The sequence below is a fragment of the Brachyspira alvinipulli ATCC 51933 genome (genome assembly GCF_000518245.1).
Lineage (GTDB): Bacteria > Spirochaetota > Brachyspiria > Brachyspirales > Brachyspiraceae > Brachyspira > Brachyspira alvinipulli.
Map to the genome: position 1 here is coordinate 304,655 of NZ_KI912403.1, position 22,781 is coordinate 327,435.

Sequence of the window (22,781 nt, forward strand, 5' to 3'; positions counted from 1 at the left end):
TATAAAACTCTATTAAAAAATATACTTTAATAAATTACTGAAGCCTTCTTCTCTTTGCAAATCTTTCTTTCTTAGCTTCAAGCAGTCTTTCTTCATTGTATATTTTCATTATTTCAAAGAATAGTATAAAAGTTAAAGGACCAAGTAAAATTCCAGAAAGTCCAAAGAATAAAACACCTCCAAGTATAGAAAAGAATATAAATAAAGGATGAAGTTCTATTCTATTACCTAGAAGAAGAGGACGTACAAAATTATCCGGTATTGTAATAAAGAACCAAGCACAAACTATAAATATTATAGCTTTTACCAACTCTCCATTTATAACAAACAATATTCCCAAAGGAATCCATATAATAGTAGTACCTATTATAGGCATAAAGGAAGCTATAATAGTTAAAAATGCAAATGTAAATGAATTAGCCACACCAAATACAGTATATACTATAAAAGCACAAAAACCTTGGAATATTCCTGTAAATAAATTACCAAATACTATACCTTTAATACCTTCTGATACCTGTTTAATCAATCTATCAAGATACTTTCTCTCTATAGGTAATAAAGTTCTAACCTGCTCTATTAAATAATCCCCATCTATAAAAAAGAAAAATAAAGAAAACATCATAAATATAAATGAACTTACAAATCCGCCTGTACTTTTAAGCAATCCTGCTACATTTTGAGTAAGATATGAACTGAGAAAAGTCAAATTTGAAAGCGAAGAGTCCTGTATTCTCTTTAATATTGTCTCCATAGAAACTTCTACAGGCAAAGATTTAAGAATATTATTAATAGCAGAATTATTTATAACCTCATTAACATCAAGATTCATAAAATATTTTATACCTATATTGGAAATATCTATAAGCTGAACTATTATAGTATATACTAATATACTTGTAGGAACTAAAAATATAATCAAAGATATCAATGAAAACAATAATGCCAATGTATTTCTTTTTATAATAGCTAATTTATTATTCTGCTTATAGCTTTTACCCATAGCTCTTATAAATAATGGATTTAATACCACATAAAAAACCACAGCAAAGAATATAATCATTCCAAATGGTTTTAATAATTGATACATTATAAATATGGCTAAAAATATAAAGGCTATAAAGAAAATGTAGGCAATATTATTTTTACTCATAAACTTTCCGTTAAAAAATACTAAATATTATTAGAGTTTTTTTATCATAATATATATATAATATTTTTCAAGCATTTTAAATTTGAATTATTATTTTTTCATGTTATTATATAGTAATGAAATTTTCTTTAAATTCTAAACAAAAAGAAATATTGGATTGTTTTTTTAACAATGGCGTATGTTTTGTAAATGCTTCAGCTGGAACTGGTAAAACCAGCACTATAACAGAACTATATTTAGAATTATTAAGAAAAAAAGAAAGAGTATCAAACATAGTTGTAATAACTTTCACAAAAGCTGCCGCAAATGAAATGCTTATAAGAATAAGGCTCAAAATAAGAAATGAAATAAAAGAAGCTAAATCAGAAAATGACAAAAAATATTGGCAGAATATTTATAGAGATATATTAACAAGTGCTAAAATATCTACTATTAACTCATTTGCTCATTCAATAGTTCTTGAGCATTCTATGGGACTTTCCATGCCTCCTAATATAGCAATACTTGAAGATAGTTCTGAATTCAATAATCGTTTAAAAGATGAAATACTTAATGTTTTAAAAGATGTTTCATACACAGAAAAAATAAGAAAGCTATACAGAATATATACAGAAGAATCAAAAAATCAATTTGCAGATAAAATATTAAAGTTTTTAATAAAAATAAAACCTAGATTGGAAAATATTGAAAACTTTGAAAAAAAAGCATTAGAAATAATAAATATAGATAAAGAAGAATATGACAAATTATACAATGAAATATATAATCATAGCATAGATTTAATTGATGATAAATCAAAAACCGGAAAATACATAAATGACTGTCAGAATAAATTATCTCTTTTAATAGAAAAAATAGATTTAATAAAAGATAAAGAAAATGTAAAAGCATTACATATAGAAGACTATGAATACATAACAAATGCTCTATACGAAGCATCTCAGGCAAAATTAGGTAATACCAAACATGATGATTTCAGAGCAGTTCTTTCAGCATTACAGCCACTTTGCACAATTATGATTAATTATGTTAATATATTATATAATGAAGAAAATTATATAACTGTTATCAATTTTATAAAAGATACTTTCAATAGATTTGAATATGTAAAAAAAATTATAGGTGCCTACTCTTATGAAGATATAATGCATAAAGCTATAGAAGCATTAGAAAATGATAATATTTCAAAAGAAATTAGAGAAAATATAAGCACATTAATATTAGATGAGGCACAAGATACAAGCTCACTTCAGTTTGCATTTATGAATTTAATAGCATATGGAAAAAGAGATGTAAAAAGCGAAGATAAAACAAACAAAAAAATAATGATAGTAGGAGATAGAAAACAATCCATATACAGATTTAGAAATGCCAATTTAAATGCTTTTACAAAAACTCAAGAAATATTTGAAAAAAATGTAAGATATTTAAAAGATAATTACAGAAGCTGCTCTATGTTAATAGAGTTCTTTAATGAGTTTTTTCAAGAAATAGTATTTAAAGATGATAAAATTAAATACATAGATGAAGATAATCTAGTATATAATAAAAAAACAAATGATAAGTCTGTATCTATATTGGTATTAAACAATAATGTTCAAGATGAAAATTCCCAATTAATAAAAAGCATAGAATATAAAACGGAACTAGAAGCATACAGCATAGCAAAATACATAAAAAAATACTACAGCAATGATTATAAAAATGTGGTTATACTTCTTCAAGCAACAAAAAGATTAAATGTGTATTTAAAAGCATTATCAGATTTGAAAATACCATATTATATAGACGGCGGAAACGGATTCTATGAGAGAGAAGAAATAATTTTAATAAAAACATTCTTGGAATATTTAATACTTAGAGACCATGCTAAACTAACTATCTTATTAAGAAGTGATTTCTTTGACATAGACATAAGTAATCTATCAGATTTCTTATTCACATTACTTATTAATAATTTGGATATAAATGATTATTTTCCTGTACATACAATAAACAAAAATAATTATGATAAAATACTTGAAATAGTAAAATCAAAAAGCTATTACAAACAATTAGAAAAAGCCAAAAATCTATTAAACACAATAGAAAATAAAATAGTTACTATGAATACAGCAGAAGCAATTGAAACTATATGTACAGAAACAAATTATTATAATTATTTAATGACAAGAGAAGATGCAGAACTTGCTTATGCTAATATAGAAAAATTAAAAAATATAGCCTATGAATTCGAAAATCAAACAGGACACAGCATATATGACTTTGTTTTATCTATTCAAAATATAAGCAATGATATGCCTTATTCATCTATACCAAAATTATCTGTAGAAGCTGTAAAAATAATGACTATACATAAATCCAAAGGATTGGAATTTGATAATGTATTTGTTGCAGGAATAGGACATGCTAGAAATCCAATAACAAATGATTTTGATTTTATAGATGATGCCCCATTAATAAAACTCCCTATATATGGAAAAAACAATTACAAAACTTTTGATTTTTGTGCATTAGATAGCGAATACAATAAACAAAGTAATTCATCAGAAAAAAAGAGACTTTTATATGTTGCTTTAACAAGAGCATCTAATAATCTAATATTATCAGGAGAATGTTCCAGAGTATCAAAAAACAACAGTTACAGAACATATATAAACAATTACTGTAATGAAATTAATGATTATAAAGCAGAAAATCTAAGCGAAGATATTAATGAAATAATAGAAGTTAAAGATATAAATAATAAATTTATGAATATTTATACTTATGGATTGGCAATAAAACCTAATGAAGAAATAAATAATCATCAAATAAATATAGAAGAAATCAAAAAGAAAATAGAAAATATAAAAAATAATAAAAAAAATATAAAAGAAAAAGAAATAAAAACAAGATTGAATATTAATCCTTCTTTGATAAATCATTATGAAAGAAATTTTAATGATATTTCAGCAATTCTTGATGAGAAAATATCAGAATTAGAAAATGATATTGACAATGAAGCAAACTATGATGAGGATGTTTCATTCATATCATATAAAGATATGGGTACTATAATACATAAAATATTAGAACATTTTGATTTTGAAAAATATAAAAAAGAAAAAGAAATATATTTAGATAAAATAAAAATGGATGTAATTAAAAGCTATAATCATTACAATGAAAATCAATTAATTAAAAACTTAAATACAGCATTCGATAAATTATTTGAAAATCAGCATATACAAAATATAATAAATGGAAATGAAATAATAATATCTAGGGAACATACTTTTCAGCATTATGATGAAGACAAGACAATAACCGGAAACATAGATTTAATTACAAAGAATGTTAATACTAATGAATATTTTGTATTAGATTATAAAACCTCAAAGTACAGCAAGGAAAAAGAAGACTATTATAAGCCTCAATTAGATACTTATAAATCCATGGTGCAAAATGTATTTAATATAGAAAATGAAAATAAAATTAGCACTGGACTTATATTCTTAAAATAAAAATATTCTTATATATATAAAATACATGATAATCAAAACAAAAAAACACTATACATTTATATTAAACATTATATTTTTATTAATTATATACTATATATATTAATAATTTCCTTTACTTTTTTTGTAATATGTATATATTATAAAAGGTAAGGAATATATAATGAGAATAATTTATAAATGTATAGTATTAGCTATTTGTTTTTTATCTTTAATATCATGCAATATGCAAATTTTCAGTAATAGGTTTAATTTAAATAGAGCCTATAATTTATATGAAAAAGGTAAAAATGAAGATGATGACCAAGCTTTGCTTGAAATAACTTCAATATATAATGATATTATTAATCAAAAAATATATGCTCAGGATAGATTGGCATCTGTTTATAGAGTATTGGGAGAAAGAAGTTTAGCTAAACAACAATACGCTTACTCTGCAAAATATTTCACAGAAGCATTAAAAATACTTCCAAATAGTCCGTATTTAAGATATGGTTTAGGTATATCCTATGCTAATTTGGCCGACAGTGCAGATACTCCGGAAAAAAAAACAGAGTTTATAAATAGAGCAGAAACAAATATAAATTTTGCTATTGGCAAAGATCCAAATAATGCAAATTATTATGCCGCATTAGCATCTTTAAAAGGAATACAGCAGGACAAATATGAAGAAGCATTTGAAAATATAAGCAAAGCTGTAGAAATGAGTCCTGACAACATAGACTATTTATTTATATTAGCTAGAATACAATACAGCAGAGAAAACTATAATGAAGCTGTAGCAGCATATAGAAAAATATCAAATCTTGCTACTGAAACTTCTATTAAGCAGACTGCATTAAATAATATTAATCAAATTATAGGACAGCAAAATTGAACAGTAGTAATGATATAAAAACATATTTGATTGCCTTAAATCAAATTGATAAAGTAGGAGACAGAAGAATATCAGAACTAATTAATCATTATGAATCTGTAGAAAATATATTTGAAGATAAAGAAGAAAATATAAAATCATTAATAGAAAAAAAATTCAAATCTCAAATAGGAAAATTTGAAAAGAATGAAATATTGGATAAGGCAAGAAACATAATAGAAAAATCAAATGATTACGGTATAGGTATATTAACCCTATTTGATGATGAATATCCTTTTAATTTAAAGCAAATAGATAATCCTCCATACATACTCTACTATAAAGGTGATTTGAAAAAATTAAGACGCAATTCTATAGCCATAGTAGGAACAAGAAATCCTACAAAGGAAAGCTGTAAATATTCTTTTGAACTTGCAAGTAAATTATCATCTTTGAATATATCTGTTGTATCCGGAATGGCTAAAGGAGTAGACAGAGAAGCACATCTTGGAGCTATATCATCTTTGGTTAATACGGCTGCTGTTTTAGGCAATGGAATAGATACAGTTTATCCATCTGAAAATTTAAAAATATATGATAAATTAATAGAAAAAGGTGTAATTGTAAGCGAATTTGAAATAGGAAGGAAACCTGATAGAACAAATTTCCCAAGAAGAAACAGAATTATATCAGGACTTTCTTATGCTGTTGTTATGGTAGAAGCAGCAAGCAAATCCGGAGCATTGATTACTGTTGATTATGCTTTAAATCAGGGAAGAGATGTTTATATTGCTCCTTATGATGAAAAAAATAGTTCGTATTTTGGAAATCATAAACTGTATAAAGACGGTGCTAAAATAGCTCATAATGTAATGGATATATTAGAAGATTTTGATTCTATATTTTCAAATGATGATGATTATGTGAAAATGAAATTAAAATATTTTGAAGGCGGAGATATAAGAAAAAATAAAAATAATAAAAATGAGATAAGAGAGCATATAGAAATTAATATAAATGATAATGATGATGTAAAAAAGAAAAAAAAGGTTAAAGAAAATAAAAAAACAAAAAACAATGAAATAATCAATAATTTAAAAGAAGATGAATCTGCTCTTTATAATATAATAAGCGAATCTGATAAAATACATATTGATGATATTATAGAAAAAAGCAATATAAAAGTTCAAATTATAACTTCAATATTAATGCAATTGGAAATTAGCGGGCTTATAAAACAATTAGCAGGAAAATATTATACTATAGAAAAATAACTTAATTAGGATTTAAAGGAGATTTTATTTATGGCTGATACAATAACAGACGAAAAGGTAAAAAATACAAAGGCTAAAAAAACAAAAGGGAAAAAGGAATCTAATAGTAAGAAGAAAAAACTAGTTATAGTAGAGTCTCCTGCAAAAGCAAAAACAATTAACAGATATTTAGGCTCTGATTATTTAGTACTATCTTCTATGGGACATTTAATAGATTTACCTAGAAGCAGACTTGCTATAGATGTTGATAATGGTTTTGAACCTGAATACATCACAATAAGAGGAAGAGCTAAAATATTAAATGATTTAAAAAAAGAAGCTAAAAAAGCAGAAGAAGTTTTACTTGCTGCCGACGATGACCGAGAAGGAGAAAGCATTGCTTGGCATATAGGAAACAAAATAAGAGGAGTAAACTCTGCTGTACCTATAAAAAGAATAGTATTTCATGAAATAACAAAAGATGCTTTAAAAGAAGCTATTGATCAGCCTAGAGATATAGATATTTCAAAAGTTAATGCTCAGAAAGCAAGAAGAGTATTAGACAGACTTATTGGTTATAACTTGAGTCCTTTGCTTTGGGATAAAATTAAAAGAGGACTTTCTGCCGGAAGAGTTCAAAACGTAGCACTTCTTATTATATGCAATAGAGAAGATGAAATTGAAACATTTGTACCTGTAGAATATTGGACTTTTGGAGTATTTTTGAAACATAAAAATAAAGAGTTTTTAGCAGAACTTCAAAAATACAAAGGTGAAAAACCAGATTTAAAAACTAAACAAGATGTTGATGATATAATGGAGCATCTTAAAGATAAAACTTATACTGTTGCCAGCATAGAAGTAAAAGACAGATTAAGAAACCCTACAGCTCCTTACACAACAAGTAAACTTCAGCAGGCAGCAAGCAGTGCATTGGGTTATAGTGCTTCAAAAACTATGCAGGTAGCACAATCACTTTATGAAGGTGTTGATATTGCTGGAGAGGCAACTGGTTTAATAACATATATGCGTACTGATAGTGTAAGAATATCTCCTGTTGCTCAGGAACAAGCAAGAGAATTTATAGGAAAAGAATACGGAAGCAATTATTTGCCTTCAGAACCTCCTACATATTCAGTAAAAAAGAATGCTCAGGATGCACACGAGGCTATAAGACCTACTAATGTATTCTTAACTCCAGACAGTATAAAAGAATATTTAAAAACAGATCAATATAAACTGTATAAACTTATATGGGAGAGATTTGTATCTTCACAAATGCTTCCTGCAAAAATGAAAAATACAAGGGCTATAATAGTTGCTGGAGATTGTGAATTTACTCTATCTTCTTCAAAAATAGAATTTGACGGATTTATGAAAGTTCTTACAATAGATAAAGAAGATAAAGAAAAAGCTTCAAAAATGCCTAATTTATCAAAAGATGATGTTTGTGAATTTGTTGAAAATAATCCTCAGCAGCATTTTACAACACCTCCTCCAAGATATACAGATGCTTCACTCGTAAAAATACTTGAGGAATCAGGGATAGGCAGACCTTCTACTTATGCCCCAACTATTAAAACAATTATATCAAGGCATTATGTACAGAGAAAGGGAAAGCAGTTGATACCTACAGAATTAGGAAAACTTGTTAATGAGCTTATAAGCGAAAACTTCCCAGAACTCGTAAATATTAACTTTACTGCTGATATGGAAAGTAAACTTGATAAAATAGAAGACGATAATATAGAATGGAATAATATATTAAAAGAATTCTATCCTCATTTTTTGGATACATTGAAAACAGCTACTGAAAACATAAACAATATGAAAGACTTTTTCAATGAAGAAACTGATTTTGTATGTGAAAAATGCGGTAAAAAAATGATTAAGCGTTTAGGAAGATACGGATACTTTATAGCTTGTTCCGGATTTCCTGAATGTAAAAATACTAAAGGTATTTCTTTTGGTGTTTGTCCTAAATGCGGTGGAGATATAACTTTAAAACGTTCAAAAAGAGGAAGAGAATTCTACGGATGTTCCAATTATCCTAAATGCGATTTTGTAAGCTGGGATAAACCTCTTCAAGAACCTTGTCCTAAATGTAATGGACTTATGGTTGAAAGGAACATAAAAAACAAAGGATTGTTTAAAGTTTGTATCAAGGAAGATTGTGGTTATTCAGAGGAAATCAAAGAGGACGAAGAATAACATTATTTTTTACTGTAGTATTAACTCTGTTTATTAATACTTGCTTATTGTACAGCCAAAACAATGATAAGATAAAGTTAAATAATTTAAACATCAAGATAGAAGATTTAAAAAATGCTTTTAATCCTGCTGTAAGTAAGTTTAATGAAAAAACAATATCTACAATTATAATAGATCCAGGACATGGAGGAAAAGATCCAGGTGCTATTGGTGTAAACAGATTATTTGAAAAGGATGTTGTACTTGCTTTTTCATTAGAATTAAAAGAAGAGTTAGAAGAAATACTTCCAAATGTAAAAATAGTACTTACAAGAACAAAGGATACCTACCCTACTCTTGAAGAACGTTTTGAGATAGCTAATAATGCTGCCAAAATAAATACTGATAAGGCAAAAAATGCTTTATTTGTAAGCGTACATGCAAATGCTTCATTTAGTCCTAATGCTAAAGGTTTTGAGGCTTATTTTGTAAGTGCTCAGGAATCAAGCGAATATGCAAGAGCTGTATCAATGTTTGAAAATGAGGCTTTAGTTAAATTTGATAATATAGATACTTCAAAATATGAAAAAGATTCATCTCAAATAACACATAACTATATGTTAGTGGAACAGTATCAAAAAGAAAGTAAATTATTAGCAGAATCAATTACTTCAGAAGTTCTTAAAGTATCAGGAGTTGCAAAAAGAACAAAACCTGTTCAGAATGCATTATTCTATGTTTTAAAAGGTGCTATAATGCCTTCTACTTTAATAGAGATAGGGTTTATAACAAATCCAGATGATGCCAAATTTATGAATACAAAAGAAACAAGATTAAAAATGGTAAAAGCAACAGCTGAAGGCATAAAACAATATATAGAAGTTTTTGAAAAGACAGAAGGTTTTACAAAATAATTTTTTGAATATATAATAATATTCTAAATCATTTAATAATAACTTGGAATCAATATGGAACTTCAATTAAGAAATATAGGAATGATAAAAGAAGCTGATATCATATTAGACGGACTTACTTTAATAGCTGGTGAAAATGATACAGGTAAAAGTACAGTTGGAAAGGCTTTATATTCTGTTGTTGCTGGTTTGAACAATGCTGAAAAAACTACAAAGAATATGTTGAAGAAATAAAAATATATCCTATAACAAGAAATATAGTAAGAAAATTAGAAAATGAATTCATCAAAAAAATGAATGATGAAAACTCTTTAATTAGAAAAAATAAATCAGATTTAAATGGATTTCAAGAAAAAATAAATGAAATAATAAGCTTTTTTGATTTTAATATAGATAATCTAGATAAATACTACTATATATTTGAAGAATTTAAAAATTTACTTCAAATATATGATTTATACAACTGCATAGAAGAAGATATTCAAGAATATTTTGATATCTTAAGAAAAAAACCAAACATTAATGAAATAAAGTATTATAGTATCAAACAGCATATATTAAATGAATTAAAAAATAATGTACAATCTTTTAATTGTGAAAAATCAAATATATCTATATTAGAAGATAATAACAAAATTATTAATATAAATATTATAAATAATCAATTTGACGATGATGAATTAATAGGAAATGTATATGCATCTAATATAACGTATAGAAACCCCATTTATATTTAACATAATAGAAAATTATATAACACCTTATAAATTAAAAAAATATACTATTGATAATCATTTAATAGATTTAAGTAAAAAAATAATTGAAAATAGAGATAAGTATACAATAGATACTAATTATTTTCTTTTTGAAGAACTAAATAAAACAAAAAAATTATCAGATGAAATACAAAAAAATATAAGTGGTTTTATAGAATATGATGATGTAAAAAATATATTACTATTCCAAAAAAATAACAACTATATAGAACTTTCAAATACTGCTGTAGGAATAAAATCTTTTGCTATAATAGATTTACTTCTTAAATCAGGTATTTTTGATGATAAACATATTCTAATACTTGATGAGCCTGAAGTACATCTGCATCCTAAATGGCAAATTGAATATGCTAAACTTATGGTAAAAATGGCTGAAGAATTGGATATACAAATTTTAATTAATTCTCATAGTCCATACTTTATAGAAGCTATACAAAAATATTCAGAAAAATCAGAAAAAATTGCTGATAAAACTAACTTTTATTTAAGTGAAAAACAAGATGACGGTTATGCTGTAATAAAAAATGTTAATGATAATATAGAAAGCATATACAAAACTTTAGCCGATGCTTACAGAAAATTAGATGAAGATACATTATGGAATGAGTCAGAAAAATGACATCAGAAGAAATAAACTATATTACAAATCAATTAAATAATATATTAAATACATATTTTAATAATTGCAAAGATAAAATATCAGAAGTATGCAAAGATTTTTATAAGAATATAAGCAACATAAATTCAGATGCAGAAGTTTTTGATTTTGATAAAATAACTTTTAATATAAAAAAGAATAACAGACCAAAATCAGCCGATATGATACATATACAGAATAATATAATATATTTAATAGAATTTAAAAATACATCTTTATTAATAAATTCAGAAAACAGTAAAGATTTTAAGCAAAAATTAAAAAATGAAATAAAATTAAAAGGCATAGAAAGTTTAATAACAATACATAAAATAATTAATAAAATGATAGATGCAAATATTAAATTTAATTCTATTTTAGATTTAAATATATATTATTACCTAATAGCAAATGAAAATTCAGAAAACAATATTTCAGAAAATAAAGAAAATAGAAATAGAGTTAACATGAATGAAGATTGTGCAAGATTGACAACAGATTATAAAAGCCGTTATTTCAAAGATGTAAAAATATCATCTTTTGGAAGTTTTGAAAAAGACTTTATTAGTAAATATTTTAATTAAAGAAAAATTTTATTATATCTAGTAAAAAAATTTTATAAAACATATTGACAAATATACAATTAGTTATATATTACTTCACGTTTTTTATTAAATAGGCTTAAAACATACTTCTAAACACTAAAAATAAAGAGATTATACTTATGAATACCAATTCAATAAAATCCAATAATAAAATAACTATGTTCGGCAACTTTGATTTTTATAAATTATGCATATCCATTGCAGTACCAGTAATGCTTCAGCAGCTTATTATGGGAATGGTATCATTAATAGATAATTTCATGGTTGCAGAACTAGGTGATATAAAAATGGCTGCGGTAAATGTATCTAATCAAATGAACTTTATATATTTGGTTATACTAAATACATGTTATGGTGCTGGTGGAATATATATGGCTCAAAATAATGGTGCTGATAATAAAGAAGGTATGCAGCAGGCATTCAGATTCAAAGTTATACTTCCTCTTATAATATCTATTACTTATATGATATTAATGCTCGTTAATCCTGAAATATTTATGCGTTTAATGACTCAAGGAAATGCATCCCAAGAAGAAATATTAATATCCAGCACAAAATATATGAGTATAATAGCATTTACTTTTATACCAATATCAATATCAGGTGCTATAGGTACATCATATAGAGAAATAGGAAAACCTCATATTCCGCTTATAATATCAGTTATAGCCACATTCTGTAACACAGCTGGAAATTACATACTTATATATGGTAATTTTGGTGCTCCAAGATTAGAGGAAAAAGGTGCTGCTATTGCTACATTAATAGCTAGAATAATAGAAATGATTTTATTTATAGTATATATAAAACTTCATAAAGAGAAATTTTATGTAAGAACTAGAGAAATTTTAAAAGTCAAATTAAATGTATTTTATTCTATGCTAAGCAAATCAAGTTTAATATTTTTTAGTGAAATAAGCTGGGGTATAAGCGAAATGTTTATGACAGCTCTTTATAACAGCAGAGGCGGTGCAGAAACTGTGGCTGGTATGGCATCTGGCTTTACAATAGCAAATATTTTCTTTTTAGTATTTCAAGGAATATTTGTTTCCACTATGGTTGTTGTGGGAGGCACATTAGGACGCGGAGAACTTGATGATGCTAGAAAAAAAGCAAAATGGATACGAAGCGGTGCTATAGTGGCAGGTATTATAATAGGATTAATAGAAATGTCATCAATATTTTTAATACCTATTATATTTTCAAAATTAACACCTGATGCTCAAACAATTACTAGAAACTTGGTTATATTGGTATCATGCTATATGCCTGTATGGACTTACATTAATTCCCAATTTGCCGTTTCAAGAGCTGGAGGAGATACTATGTTCGGAGTAGCTGTAGATGTTCCTGTATCTTTGCTATTATTTGCTCCTATAGCTTTAATTTTAGCTAAATTCACATCTGTAGGTCCAGTTGCAATGTTTGGAATAGCTAAACTAACTGATTTCATAAAAATAACCATTGGAATCATAATGTTAAGAAAAGAACGATGGGTAAAAAAACTTACAGAATAAAAAAATACTATTGCATGTAAATAGTTAATAAAGTAATTCCGAATATATAAACGATATTTTATTTTTTAGTTAATTTTATTTTTTATGCTTTATAATTATAAAAATTAACTTATAATATCCTAAATAGTTTTATATTTTAGAGGACTTATGAATTATAATTTTACCATAATAACACTAGAATTAGGAATTCCTGTTATAGCAACTATCATATCATTAGTTGGTATAATATTATATGCATATATATATCTTCAATTATATGAAGAAACTCAGGCTATAATATTAGCTATAGGTTTTCTTTCCTTTGTATTCTCTGCTTTAGAGGCAGCTAATATAATTATATCATTGTCTAACCCTAATTCCGAAATTTCTCTTAATTTATATAAGTTTGAACAAATAGCATTATCACTTACTATAATACCATGGTTAATATATATAAAAAATAAATTAAAATTAAATGAAAGTTATCATTCTGTATTAGAAAAATTATATATAGCAGCTGTATTTTTATTTATTTTAATATCAGCAATAGCTTTATTATATCCTCAATTATTTATATCTACAAAAGATCCAATGACAACTCTTAATGAAACAATGCAAAAGAGTATAAAAAGTAGGGGGGAATTAGGAGCAGCATATATATTTAGAGATTTTGTATTCACAATATACTGTTTTGTTATAATATCTTCTTTTATATATGAAATGTCAGTGAATAAATTAGTTAGAGAGAATATATTAGGATTAGTATTAATATCATTAATATCTTTAGCGTTTTTTGATGATTTTAATGGTATATCAATATATTATCAATATTCAAGCGGTTTTCTAGTATTCCCTAATTGGACTTTTTCAAGAGTAACACTTGTTTATTCTATATTTAATATAATAATGATATATTCATCTGTAAGCAGATTTATATCAGCAATACATAAAAAAAGCAATCAATATTATGATCTGGAAAGCATCAAAGCTCAGGATTCTATTATAATAAATACAGCAATAACTACATCTGAAAAATTATCCGAATTAAAAGAAAGTTTTAAAGAATCTGTAAGTAATTTGGTATCTAAAGTAGAAAATACATACTCAACTATAAATAATTTTAAAAATGATATCAATAAAATTATAGATTATACAAATGAATTTATTACTATAGAAAGTTTCCAATTAAATGATGGTAATACAAATTTAGAAAAAATAGAGGAACTTATAAACACCTACCCTAATTTGCAAATGTCTGTAGAATTACAAAAGAAAACATTGGAAGAATCTAATGCAAAATTACAAGAATCTATAGAAAAAATATATTATTTACAATCTGAAAGTAAAAAAGTAATTACCGAATTTGAATATTTCCAAGATAAACTTAATGCAGAAGAATTAAATTTTGCTAAAGAACTTGGAAAATCGGAATCTTTTAATCAATTGAGTTTTCAAATTAATAGAATTATATTGTTTATGAATAATATGTCAGATAAAACCAAAACTCTAGCTATAAACTCAAGTATACAAGCATCAAAGTCAGGAGAATGGTATAATAACTTTTCTGTTGTATCAAAAGAAGTATCAGAACTTGTAACTGAAACAGCTCAAGCTACAAATAGAATGCAGAATTTATTATTCAAAATAGAAGATATATTCAAAAAATTTAATTATTCAAAAAATAATATTAACAATAATATATCAAGTTTAATAGAAGAAATATCAAGTTATTATGATAAGTTAAATAGATTTAACAGAGGTATGGAAAAACAAAATGATTATAATATGAATATTATAAAAAGTACAGACAAACTATATAGCTCTATATCCAATATGACAAATATAATAATTAATGAGGAAAATGATTTTGTTAATATAAAAAATAAAATAGAGGAAATTAATAATTACATAGAAAATATAGCAGAAAAAGCTTCTATACAAAATTTAGAAGTAAAAAATCTAATGCGCGATATGAATAAATTATTAGCTACCTCTGATGATTTAGAATCTGTAACAAATAAACTTAATGAAGAAATTACAAAATTCTTAGAATATACTGATGATTTAGAATCTAAAGTTGATGAATATTCTAAAGTTATATAAAGAGGAATAGTTATGAATATATTATCAAATTTAATATCTGGATATAATATAACAATATTAAAATTATTAGTACCAGTAATCGGTGTTTCTGTAATGTCAATATTTATTATGTTATATTTATTATTGGCAATAAAAACAAGAAAGGCAACATATATAACTATTTCTATTACACTTATATTAATTTTAATATATAATATTCTATCCCTTATTATAATATTCTTGGAATTATATGGAATAAATCAGCAACTTTCCTCTATATTAGTTATATCAAATAATATTATAATACTCGCTGCTGTAATATTAATGCCTATAAACTCTACAAGTTTTATAGGAAGCATAAAAGCATTAAAAAATATTAATACAGGAATATTTATCATTAGTATAACTTCATCAATTGTTTTAATGATTGTAAGTATAATGTATTCAAATACTTTTTTTGCAACTACTGTAAATTATTATGATTCTACAAGCATATCATATTTTATAAGACCAACTGGAGAGTTCTTTCTTTATAAGACATACATAATATTATTTGTATTTTTCTTAACATTTATATCCATAATATCAGATATGATTATAAATTATAACTATAAAAATAATATAATTATGGTCCTTTCAAATATATTAGCATTAATATTGATAATTAGATATATTTATGTAGATAAAACATTAAATGGATTAGATTTTGACAGAATAGGTTTAGCTATTATAATATCTTCTTCTTTTAGATCTATAGCTATATTTGCATCATTTACTAAGAATGCTCTTGATTCTATAAAGAAAGAGAGTTTATTAAATAACAGACTTCATTTAAATTTAAAAACATTAAACAATATAGATAGAATATCTGAAGCATTAAATACAATAGATAAAAATTTAATGGATACTTCTATGTTTGTATTTGAAATAGATAAAGAAAGTAAAGATGCTTATAATATTATTAATCATAAAATAGATGCTATACTAGAAGCAAATGAAAATTTAGTAGATGCAAAAAACACAAAGAAAAACATAATAAAAGACGGATTAAAATATACAAATACAATTTTTACGTTCTTTGATAAATATAAAAACCAAATGCAGGATCATTTTAGAATATTAAATCAAACCATTGCTAACATGAAAGAATCTGACTTTTCTAATGATCAGATTATATCATTAAATAATGATCTAAAAAACATAAAAATAGGATTAAAGGAAACTTCTGATAAATTCTTAAATAATATAATGGAATCAGCTAACCAATTTAGAGATGTAAATAATATAACAGATTCCATATATGAAACTATAGAATATATCAAATCCATAACTAATAAAACAAACCTATTATCAATAAATGCCGGAATTCAAGCATCTAAAGCAGGTTTTTATGGTAAAAGTTTCTCAGTCGTAGCAAAGGAAATAGGTACTCTGTCATTTGAAATTTCTAAAGGTACAGAATCTATAGAAAAGATGCTTACAGATATATTTGCTGGATTGGTAGTTATAGAAAACTCTTCTTTCTATATAAAAGACCGTTGTAAAATAATAGAAAGAGAAGTTAATAAAATGATAAAAGGTATTGATAAATACATAAACGATATAGAAACAAATATTAATACTGATTCTAAAAAACTTAGTCATTTTAAATCATTAGATCAATATAATGAAACTATGTCAAATATATTAGTAAATCAAAATTTAATAGTATTAGCTGTTAAAGAAAATATAGCTGCTATGCTTGAAGTTCAAAACAATTTGAACTCTAAAATAGATTATCAAAATCAGGATATATCTAAAATATTCAATAATTTTAATAATATGATAAAAGCGAAAAATGAATTAAATGATATAACTAAAAAGATAGGAAATTATTCATCATTTTCACATACTGATATAGAAGCATTATCTAATATTATTAACACTCATAGAAAAAAAAGCAGCTTTACATTTGCACCTATAATTGCTTTATTAAAGAAATAATGATGTTTACAACAGTTGATACTGTATTGATTATAATATTATCCATACTTTTTATATATGGTTTTTGTAAGGGTTTTATATCTATGACTATACCTATTATAGCAATAGTTATAACTCTTATAGCAGCACCATTAATATATAATCATATGTCCAAATATTTTAATCATTCTCTCATACTAAAAATAATATCACTTATAGCTAGTTATTCTATTATAAGAATAATTCTATCAAAAATAGAAATAAATTTTAAAAAAATATTAAAAGCAATATTTTTAGATTGGGTTGATAGAGTTCTTGGAGCGATAGTATTATTATTTATATCATGTTTCATTATTGCAATAATAGTTTCTTTGCTTATATCATTAGATAGTAAATACAATGATATAATCAATCAATCAAAAATAGCAATATATATTTATAATATTTTTAGTAAAAGTAATTATAGTTTATTAGTTTAATTATAATTGACAATAAAATCATTTTATTATATTATATTATTGCAAATTTTATTTAAGGAAGTAAATATGAAAACAATAGACGCTAGAGGCATACCTTGCCCAAAACCATTAATTCTAACTAAAACTGCAATAACAAATGCAGCATTAAATGAGGAAATAGAAGTATTAATAGATGATGATGTTGCATTTCATAATATAACTGATTTCCTAAAAAATAATGGTATTACTTATACTAATGAAGGTAAAAACTTTAAAATTACAAAAAATAAAGAATTATCTTTAACATCTAACAAAGAAAAGTCATCAGGACCTATAATTGCTGTTGTTGATAAAAAAGTTATGGGACAAGGAAATGATGAGCTTGGAGAATTATTATTAAAATCATTTTTAGGAGCGTTAAAAGATTCTACGCCTAAACCTGAAGCATTATATTGCTATAATGGAGGAGTTTATTTAGGCGTAGAAGAACCTTATAAAAAATTATTACAAGAATTAAGAGATGCTGGAATAAAAATATTTTTCTGCGGAACTTGTGTAAAATTCTATGAATTAGAAGGAATAAAAGTAGAAGAACAAACAAATATGCTTGGCATTATAGAAGCTATGGCAAATGCATCTGCTGTAATAAGAGCATAAGTTTAATTTATTATGGAACATAAAGATTATTATTTTGATAATTCCACAACTAGTTTTCCCAAACCTAAAGAGGTAGCTGATGCAATGTATGATTTCATAGTCAATATTGGTGGGACATATGGTAGAGTCAATACTCAAAGGGGAAAAAAAACAACACAAAAAATAGAAGAATGTAGGGAAATATTAGCTAATAAATTTATTGGCACCAAAAATGATGCTAATGTAATATTCACCCCTGGTGCTACTAGATCTATAAACGATATACTTAATGGTCTTAATTTGCATGACTGTAAAATTCTTATATCAACATTAGAACATAATGCAACATTAAGACCGGTTCATAAATTAAGTAAAAACAGAAATGTAGAATATAATATCATACCTTCTTTAGATGGAGGTACAATAGACATTGAAGCACTTTCCAATATTATAAAAAAAGATAAAATATCATTAGTTATTATAAATATGGAAAGCAATATAAGCGGAGTTATACAGCCTATACAAAAAATAAAAGAAGCTATAGGTGAAATACCTCTGCTTGTAGATGCTACACAAGCATTAGGAGTACATGAAATAAAAGCTGATGAATGGAATGTGGATTTTATTGCTTTTACTGGTCATAAAGGATTACTTGGTCCTACTGGTACTGGAGGATTTTATGTGAAAGATCCAACAAACTTACCAGCAGGATATTTCGGAGGCGGATTTGGAGATGGATATGAAACTCCTTACAGTGTACCTGAAATATATGAACCTGGAACCCCAAATACTGTAGGTATAATAGGACTTTTAGCAGCATTAAAAAATAGACCTGTTTGGAATATTACAATAGATGATTTAGTTGATACTATAAAACATATAGAAAATATGAATAAATATAAAGTTATATGGTCTAAAAATAAAGATACTCAAGGATTTGTATTTTCAATAACAACGGAAAATAACTCTATAAGTATGTCAGATTTAGCTCACAAATTGTATGATGATTATAATATAGAATGCAGATATGGTTTTCATTGTGCTTTTTTAGCTCATAATTTCTATAAAAATGAAAATGGAGCTATAAGATTTTCATTCTCACCATATACTACAAAAAAAGATTTAGAATATTTAAAAAATACATTAGGAAATAAATTATGGTAAAAAGTTTTTGTTATTTACAAACACCTAGAGATTTAATAAAAGCAGAAAAAATATTATTAGATGCTGGTATAGAAGTTGTTGTACGTCCTGCCCCTGAGCCTGTATTTGGAGTATGTAATATGGCCATAGATATAGAAGATAATGACAAAGCATATATAATTTCATTACTTGAAGCTGCAGGTTTAGTTGTTGTTATAAAAGATATGGAAAACTAAAAAATATTATACATAAAAAATAATAACGGCTTATCTTTTAATAAAAAGATAAGCCGTTCTTTATGGAAAACTTTTTAGTTAGATATGGCAGTAATTGTACCAATATACATTTTATCTGTTCTAATACCAGGCTTAATCTCACCATTTATAGAATAAATTTTATTTCCTATAAGCACTAAACCTTCTCCGCAAGGAGCATCAAAAGGAACCTCCCCTATTGTTCTCCAACTATTATATTCACAATTATAAATTAATATATTGCTGTTCCAATTAAATTCATAAGGATCAGCACCGAAATATTTTGCTCTGAAATCAGCTAATACAGTACCTTGAAGATTTCCTAAATTATAAACAGCATCATCATAAACAGCTTTATTGAATCCGCCTATAACAAGCATTTCTGTTTCATTAAGTTTAACAGATACAGCACCAAGTAAAGATATTGCTTCATTATTCAAAGCTACATCAGCAACTTTTTCCCAAGTATTTTTTTCAAAATCATATTTATATCCGTCAGTATAAGCTGTTAAATCTCCTCCGCTGAATACATATATATTTCCATTCAATAATTGAGCAACGGCTTGAGTTCTGCTTGCCTCACCAGGTACAGGAGCTAATTCTTTAGTTTCTTTAGTATTCAAATCATACTCACAAACTTTATTGCTTCCTTTACCTGCTTGTTTACCAGTGATAACATATAATTTACTATCTTTATAAACAGCCACACCATTTTGTAATGAGAAAGGCAAATCACCTATTTTTTCAACATTTAATTTATTATCTTTTAATGTTATAAATAATATATCATCATCAGCTTCAGGGTTAGAAGAACCGCCGATATAGTATATTCCATTTTCAACAGTTATAGAAGCACCATAGCCTAATTCATTTTCCCAATTAATATGTTCTACTACTTCTAATACTCCGTTTTTATCTTCCAACATATAAATATCAGAATAAGTTTTTTTCACTCCTCCATTAATAACAGGATCATTAGGAAAATTAGCACCTCCGCCTACAACTATATATTTACCGCCTAAAGAACCATATAGAAGTCCAGCAGTTCCGATATTTTTATCCATACCTGTTTGAGCAGGTAAATGTCCTCCAACTTCCCAAACTATTTTCTTATTAACTTTGGAATCTAATACATTAACAGCATTATTACTGTTTGAAACAGAATTAGAACATCCGCAAATAAATACTATAAAAAAAGCAGTAAATAAAATTAAGCGTACTTTTTTCATACATACATATCCTTACATTTATTATTTGTTTTTTATAGTAGTAGAATAAGTTAATCCTTTTATTTTTTCTGCAGATGGTTTTCCAAAAGCAAAAGAAGCTAAGAAAGAAGCCAATACGCCTACACCTATGATTATGAATGAAATCATAAACTCAAAGATTTTTGGTTTAGCATAACCAGGTATAAATTTAGTAAGCATACCAGCAGGATCACTTATATAGAATGCTACTATTACAGATACTATAAATCCAACCCATACTGCTTTAGTTTCGACTTTATCAAAGAATATACCTACCAAGAATACAGCAGCTATAGGACCTCCTAAAAGACCTGTTATAGCTTGGAAATATAAGAACATATCACCTTGACCATTAAATATGAAGTAAATAGCAAGTAAAGTACTGAATATACCTACTATCCAGCTTGATAATCTAGCAAATTTTAATTTACTAGCATCTTCCATACCAGGTTTTAAATATTCTAATATATCAGCAGTCATACAAGTAGAAACAGAATTCAAACTAGATGATACAGTAGATTGAGCAGCAGCGAATATAGCAGCAATTACAAGTCCGGATATACCAACTGGTAAAGCATTTACAACAAAGTAAGGAAGTATAGCATTACCATTAACGTTTTCTGGTAATGTAGTTTTGAAATGGAAGTAAATATATAAAGCAGAACCCATACCTATGAATATTATTACACTTGTACAAAGTAAAGGAACATTCATAAATAAACTTTTTTTAGATTCATTTTCATCTTTATTTGTAGCATATCTTTGAACTATATCTTGGCTACCTACATAAGAATAAATAGAGTTAACAAATCCACCAACTATCATAACCCAAATACTTGATTTAGCTAAATCTAATGAGAAGAAATCAGGGCTTATGATTTTTCCATCATCAGCCAAAAGTTTAAATCCTTGACCTATTCCTTCAGGTGCAGATGAGAAACCTACTATAATTACTAAGAAAGCACCTAAAAGAAGTACAACTGTTTGTATAGCATCAGACCATAATACTGCCTCTATACCACCCATAGATGTATAAGCAACACAGAATATTGATACTATAACTGTTATTAAAACAGGGTTAAGATCAGGAAGTACTTGCTGTATTGCTAAAGTAGGAAGATAAATAACTATTGCCATTCTTACAACGTGGAAAAGTATGAATGTTAAACTACCAACAAGTCTGAAAGAATTATCAAATCTTTTTCCTAAATATTCATAAGCAGTAGTAACATTAACTCTTCTAAAGAATGGTACAAAAGTATAAGCAGCCCATAATACCATTAAAATAATACCTAAAGGAGCCATACCAAGCAACCAGCTGTTATTATAAACAGAAGCAGGTATAGCAATAAATGAAATAGATGATAAAGCTGTAGCGTAAATACTCATAGCTGTTACCAAAGCAGGAACCCTTCCGCCGGCTTTGAAATAATCATCTGTTGATTTTGTTCTTCTAGCAAAGAACATACCGATTAAAAACATTACAATGAAATATAGTCCAATGACTACCCAGTCAAACCAATGCCAAGCCATATAGTTCTCCTAATATATGTATTGTTCACGTGAACAATTATAGTATAGTAAAATAAAGTTACATTGTCAATAAAAAATATAAA

At 25.9% G+C, this 22,781-nt stretch carries 19 protein-coding genes; 16 read left to right on the forward strand and 3 right to left on the reverse strand.

Annotation, left to right across the window (positions count from 1 at the left end):
* Positions 1-34 precede the first annotated feature (34 nt).
* On the reverse strand, positions 35-1,153 hold the full coding sequence (locus tag T324_RS0108855) for an AI-2E family transporter (protein WP_028329920.1): 1,119 nt from the start codon (positions 1,151-1,153) through the stop codon (positions 35-37).
* Positions 1,154-1,269: 116 nt separating this feature from the next.
* On the opposite strand from T324_RS0108855, the gene T324_RS0108860 reads away from it, so the two are divergent.
* From T324_RS0108860 to T324_RS0108935, 16 genes are all read left to right on the forward strand, one after another.
* Positions 1,270-4,659, forward strand: coding sequence for a UvrD-helicase domain-containing protein (locus T324_RS0108860; RefSeq protein WP_028329921.1), 3,390 nt, complete (start codon positions 1,270-1,272; stop codon positions 4,657-4,659).
* A 160-nt stretch (positions 4,660-4,819) separates the two neighbouring features.
* On the forward strand, positions 4,820-5,533 hold the full coding sequence (locus T324_RS0108865) for a tetratricopeptide repeat protein (protein ID WP_028329922.1): 714 nt from the start codon (positions 4,820-4,822) through the stop codon (positions 5,531-5,533).
* A complete protein-coding gene (gene dprA, locus T324_RS0108870) occupies positions 5,530-6,786 on the forward strand; it encodes a DNA-processing protein DprA (protein WP_028329923.1) in 1,257 nt (418 codons plus the stop codon). The genes T324_RS0108865 and dprA overlap by 4 nt, the downstream gene beginning before the upstream one ends.
* Before the next feature lie 30 nt (positions 6,787-6,816).
* The gene (gene topA / locus T324_RS0108875; protein ID WP_028329924.1) at positions 6,817-8,976 is read left to right on the forward strand and encodes a type I DNA topoisomerase; all 2,160 of its coding nucleotides are present in this window, start codon (positions 6,817-6,819) and stop codon (positions 8,974-8,976) included.
* A complete protein-coding gene (locus T324_RS0108880) occupies positions 8,922-9,869 on the forward strand; it encodes an N-acetylmuramoyl-L-alanine amidase family protein (protein WP_028329925.1) in 948 nt (315 codons plus the stop codon). Before topA ends, T324_RS0108880 begins: the two co-directional genes overlap by 55 nt.
* Positions 9,870-9,923: 54 nt before the next feature.
* Positions 9,924-10,103 (forward strand): AAA family ATPase, encoded by a 180-nt coding sequence (locus T324_RS18495; RefSeq protein ID WP_028329926.1) that lies wholly within the window; start codon positions 9,924-9,926, stop codon positions 10,101-10,103.
* Positions 10,104-10,162: 59 nt separating this feature from the next.
* A complete protein-coding gene (locus T324_RS18500; protein WP_028329927.1) occupies positions 10,163-10,606 on the forward strand; it encodes a hypothetical protein in 444 nt (147 codons plus the stop codon).
* Between the two features lie 16 nt (positions 10,607-10,622).
* Complete coding sequence (locus T324_RS18505; protein WP_483771102.1) at positions 10,623-11,264, forward strand: AAA family ATPase; 642 nt, start codon at positions 10,623-10,625, stop codon at positions 11,262-11,264.
* Positions 11,261-11,866, forward strand: coding sequence for a hypothetical protein (locus tag T324_RS0108900; RefSeq protein WP_028329929.1), 606 nt, complete (start codon positions 11,261-11,263; stop codon positions 11,864-11,866). Before T324_RS18505 ends, T324_RS0108900 begins: the two co-directional genes overlap by 4 nt.
* A gap of 140 nt (positions 11,867-12,006) precedes the next feature.
* Complete coding sequence (locus T324_RS0108905) at positions 12,007-13,404, forward strand: MATE family efflux transporter (protein ID WP_038375155.1); 1,398 nt, start codon at positions 12,007-12,009, stop codon at positions 13,402-13,404.
* A 147-nt stretch (positions 13,405-13,551) separates the two neighbouring features.
* On the forward strand, positions 13,552-15,486 hold the full coding sequence (locus T324_RS0108910) for a methyl-accepting chemotaxis protein (protein ID WP_028329931.1): 1,935 nt from the start codon (positions 13,552-13,554) through the stop codon (positions 15,484-15,486).
* Positions 15,487-15,498: 12 nt separating this feature from the next.
* Complete coding sequence (locus T324_RS0108915; protein ID WP_028329932.1) at positions 15,499-17,448, forward strand: methyl-accepting chemotaxis protein; 1,950 nt, start codon at positions 15,499-15,501, stop codon at positions 17,446-17,448.
* Positions 17,449-17,450: 2 nt separating this feature from the next.
* The gene (locus tag T324_RS0108920; protein WP_028329933.1) at positions 17,451-17,906 is read left to right on the forward strand and encodes a CvpA family protein; all 456 of its coding nucleotides are present in this window, start codon (positions 17,451-17,453) and stop codon (positions 17,904-17,906) included.
* A gap of 66 nt (positions 17,907-17,972) precedes the next feature.
* Complete coding sequence (gene yedF, locus T324_RS0108925; RefSeq protein ID WP_028329934.1) at positions 17,973-18,542, forward strand: sulfurtransferase-like selenium metabolism protein YedF; 570 nt, start codon at positions 17,973-17,975, stop codon at positions 18,540-18,542.
* 12 nt (positions 18,543-18,554) lie between these two features.
* Positions 18,555-19,685, forward strand: a complete 1,131-nt coding sequence (locus tag T324_RS0108930; RefSeq protein ID WP_038375158.1) for an aminotransferase class V-fold PLP-dependent enzyme — start codon at positions 18,555-18,557, stop codon at positions 19,683-19,685.
* Complete coding sequence (locus T324_RS0108935; RefSeq protein ID WP_028329936.1) at positions 19,679-19,900, forward strand: putative Se/S carrier-like protein; 222 nt, start codon at positions 19,679-19,681, stop codon at positions 19,898-19,900. The genes T324_RS0108930 and T324_RS0108935 overlap by 7 nt, the downstream gene beginning before the upstream one ends.
* A gap of 74 nt (positions 19,901-19,974) precedes the next feature.
* On the opposite strand, the gene T324_RS0108940 is transcribed toward T324_RS0108935, so the two are convergent.
* Positions 19,975-21,147: a cyclically-permuted mutarotase family protein gene (locus T324_RS0108940; RefSeq protein ID WP_028329937.1), complete on the reverse strand. Its 1,173-nt coding sequence runs from the start codon at positions 21,145-21,147 to the stop codon at positions 19,975-19,977.
* A 21-nt stretch (positions 21,148-21,168) separates the two neighbouring features.
* Complete coding sequence (locus T324_RS0108945) at positions 21,169-22,698, reverse strand: sodium:solute symporter family protein (protein ID WP_028329938.1); 1,530 nt, start codon at positions 22,696-22,698, stop codon at positions 21,169-21,171.
* Positions 22,699-22,781: the final 83 nt, after the last annotated feature.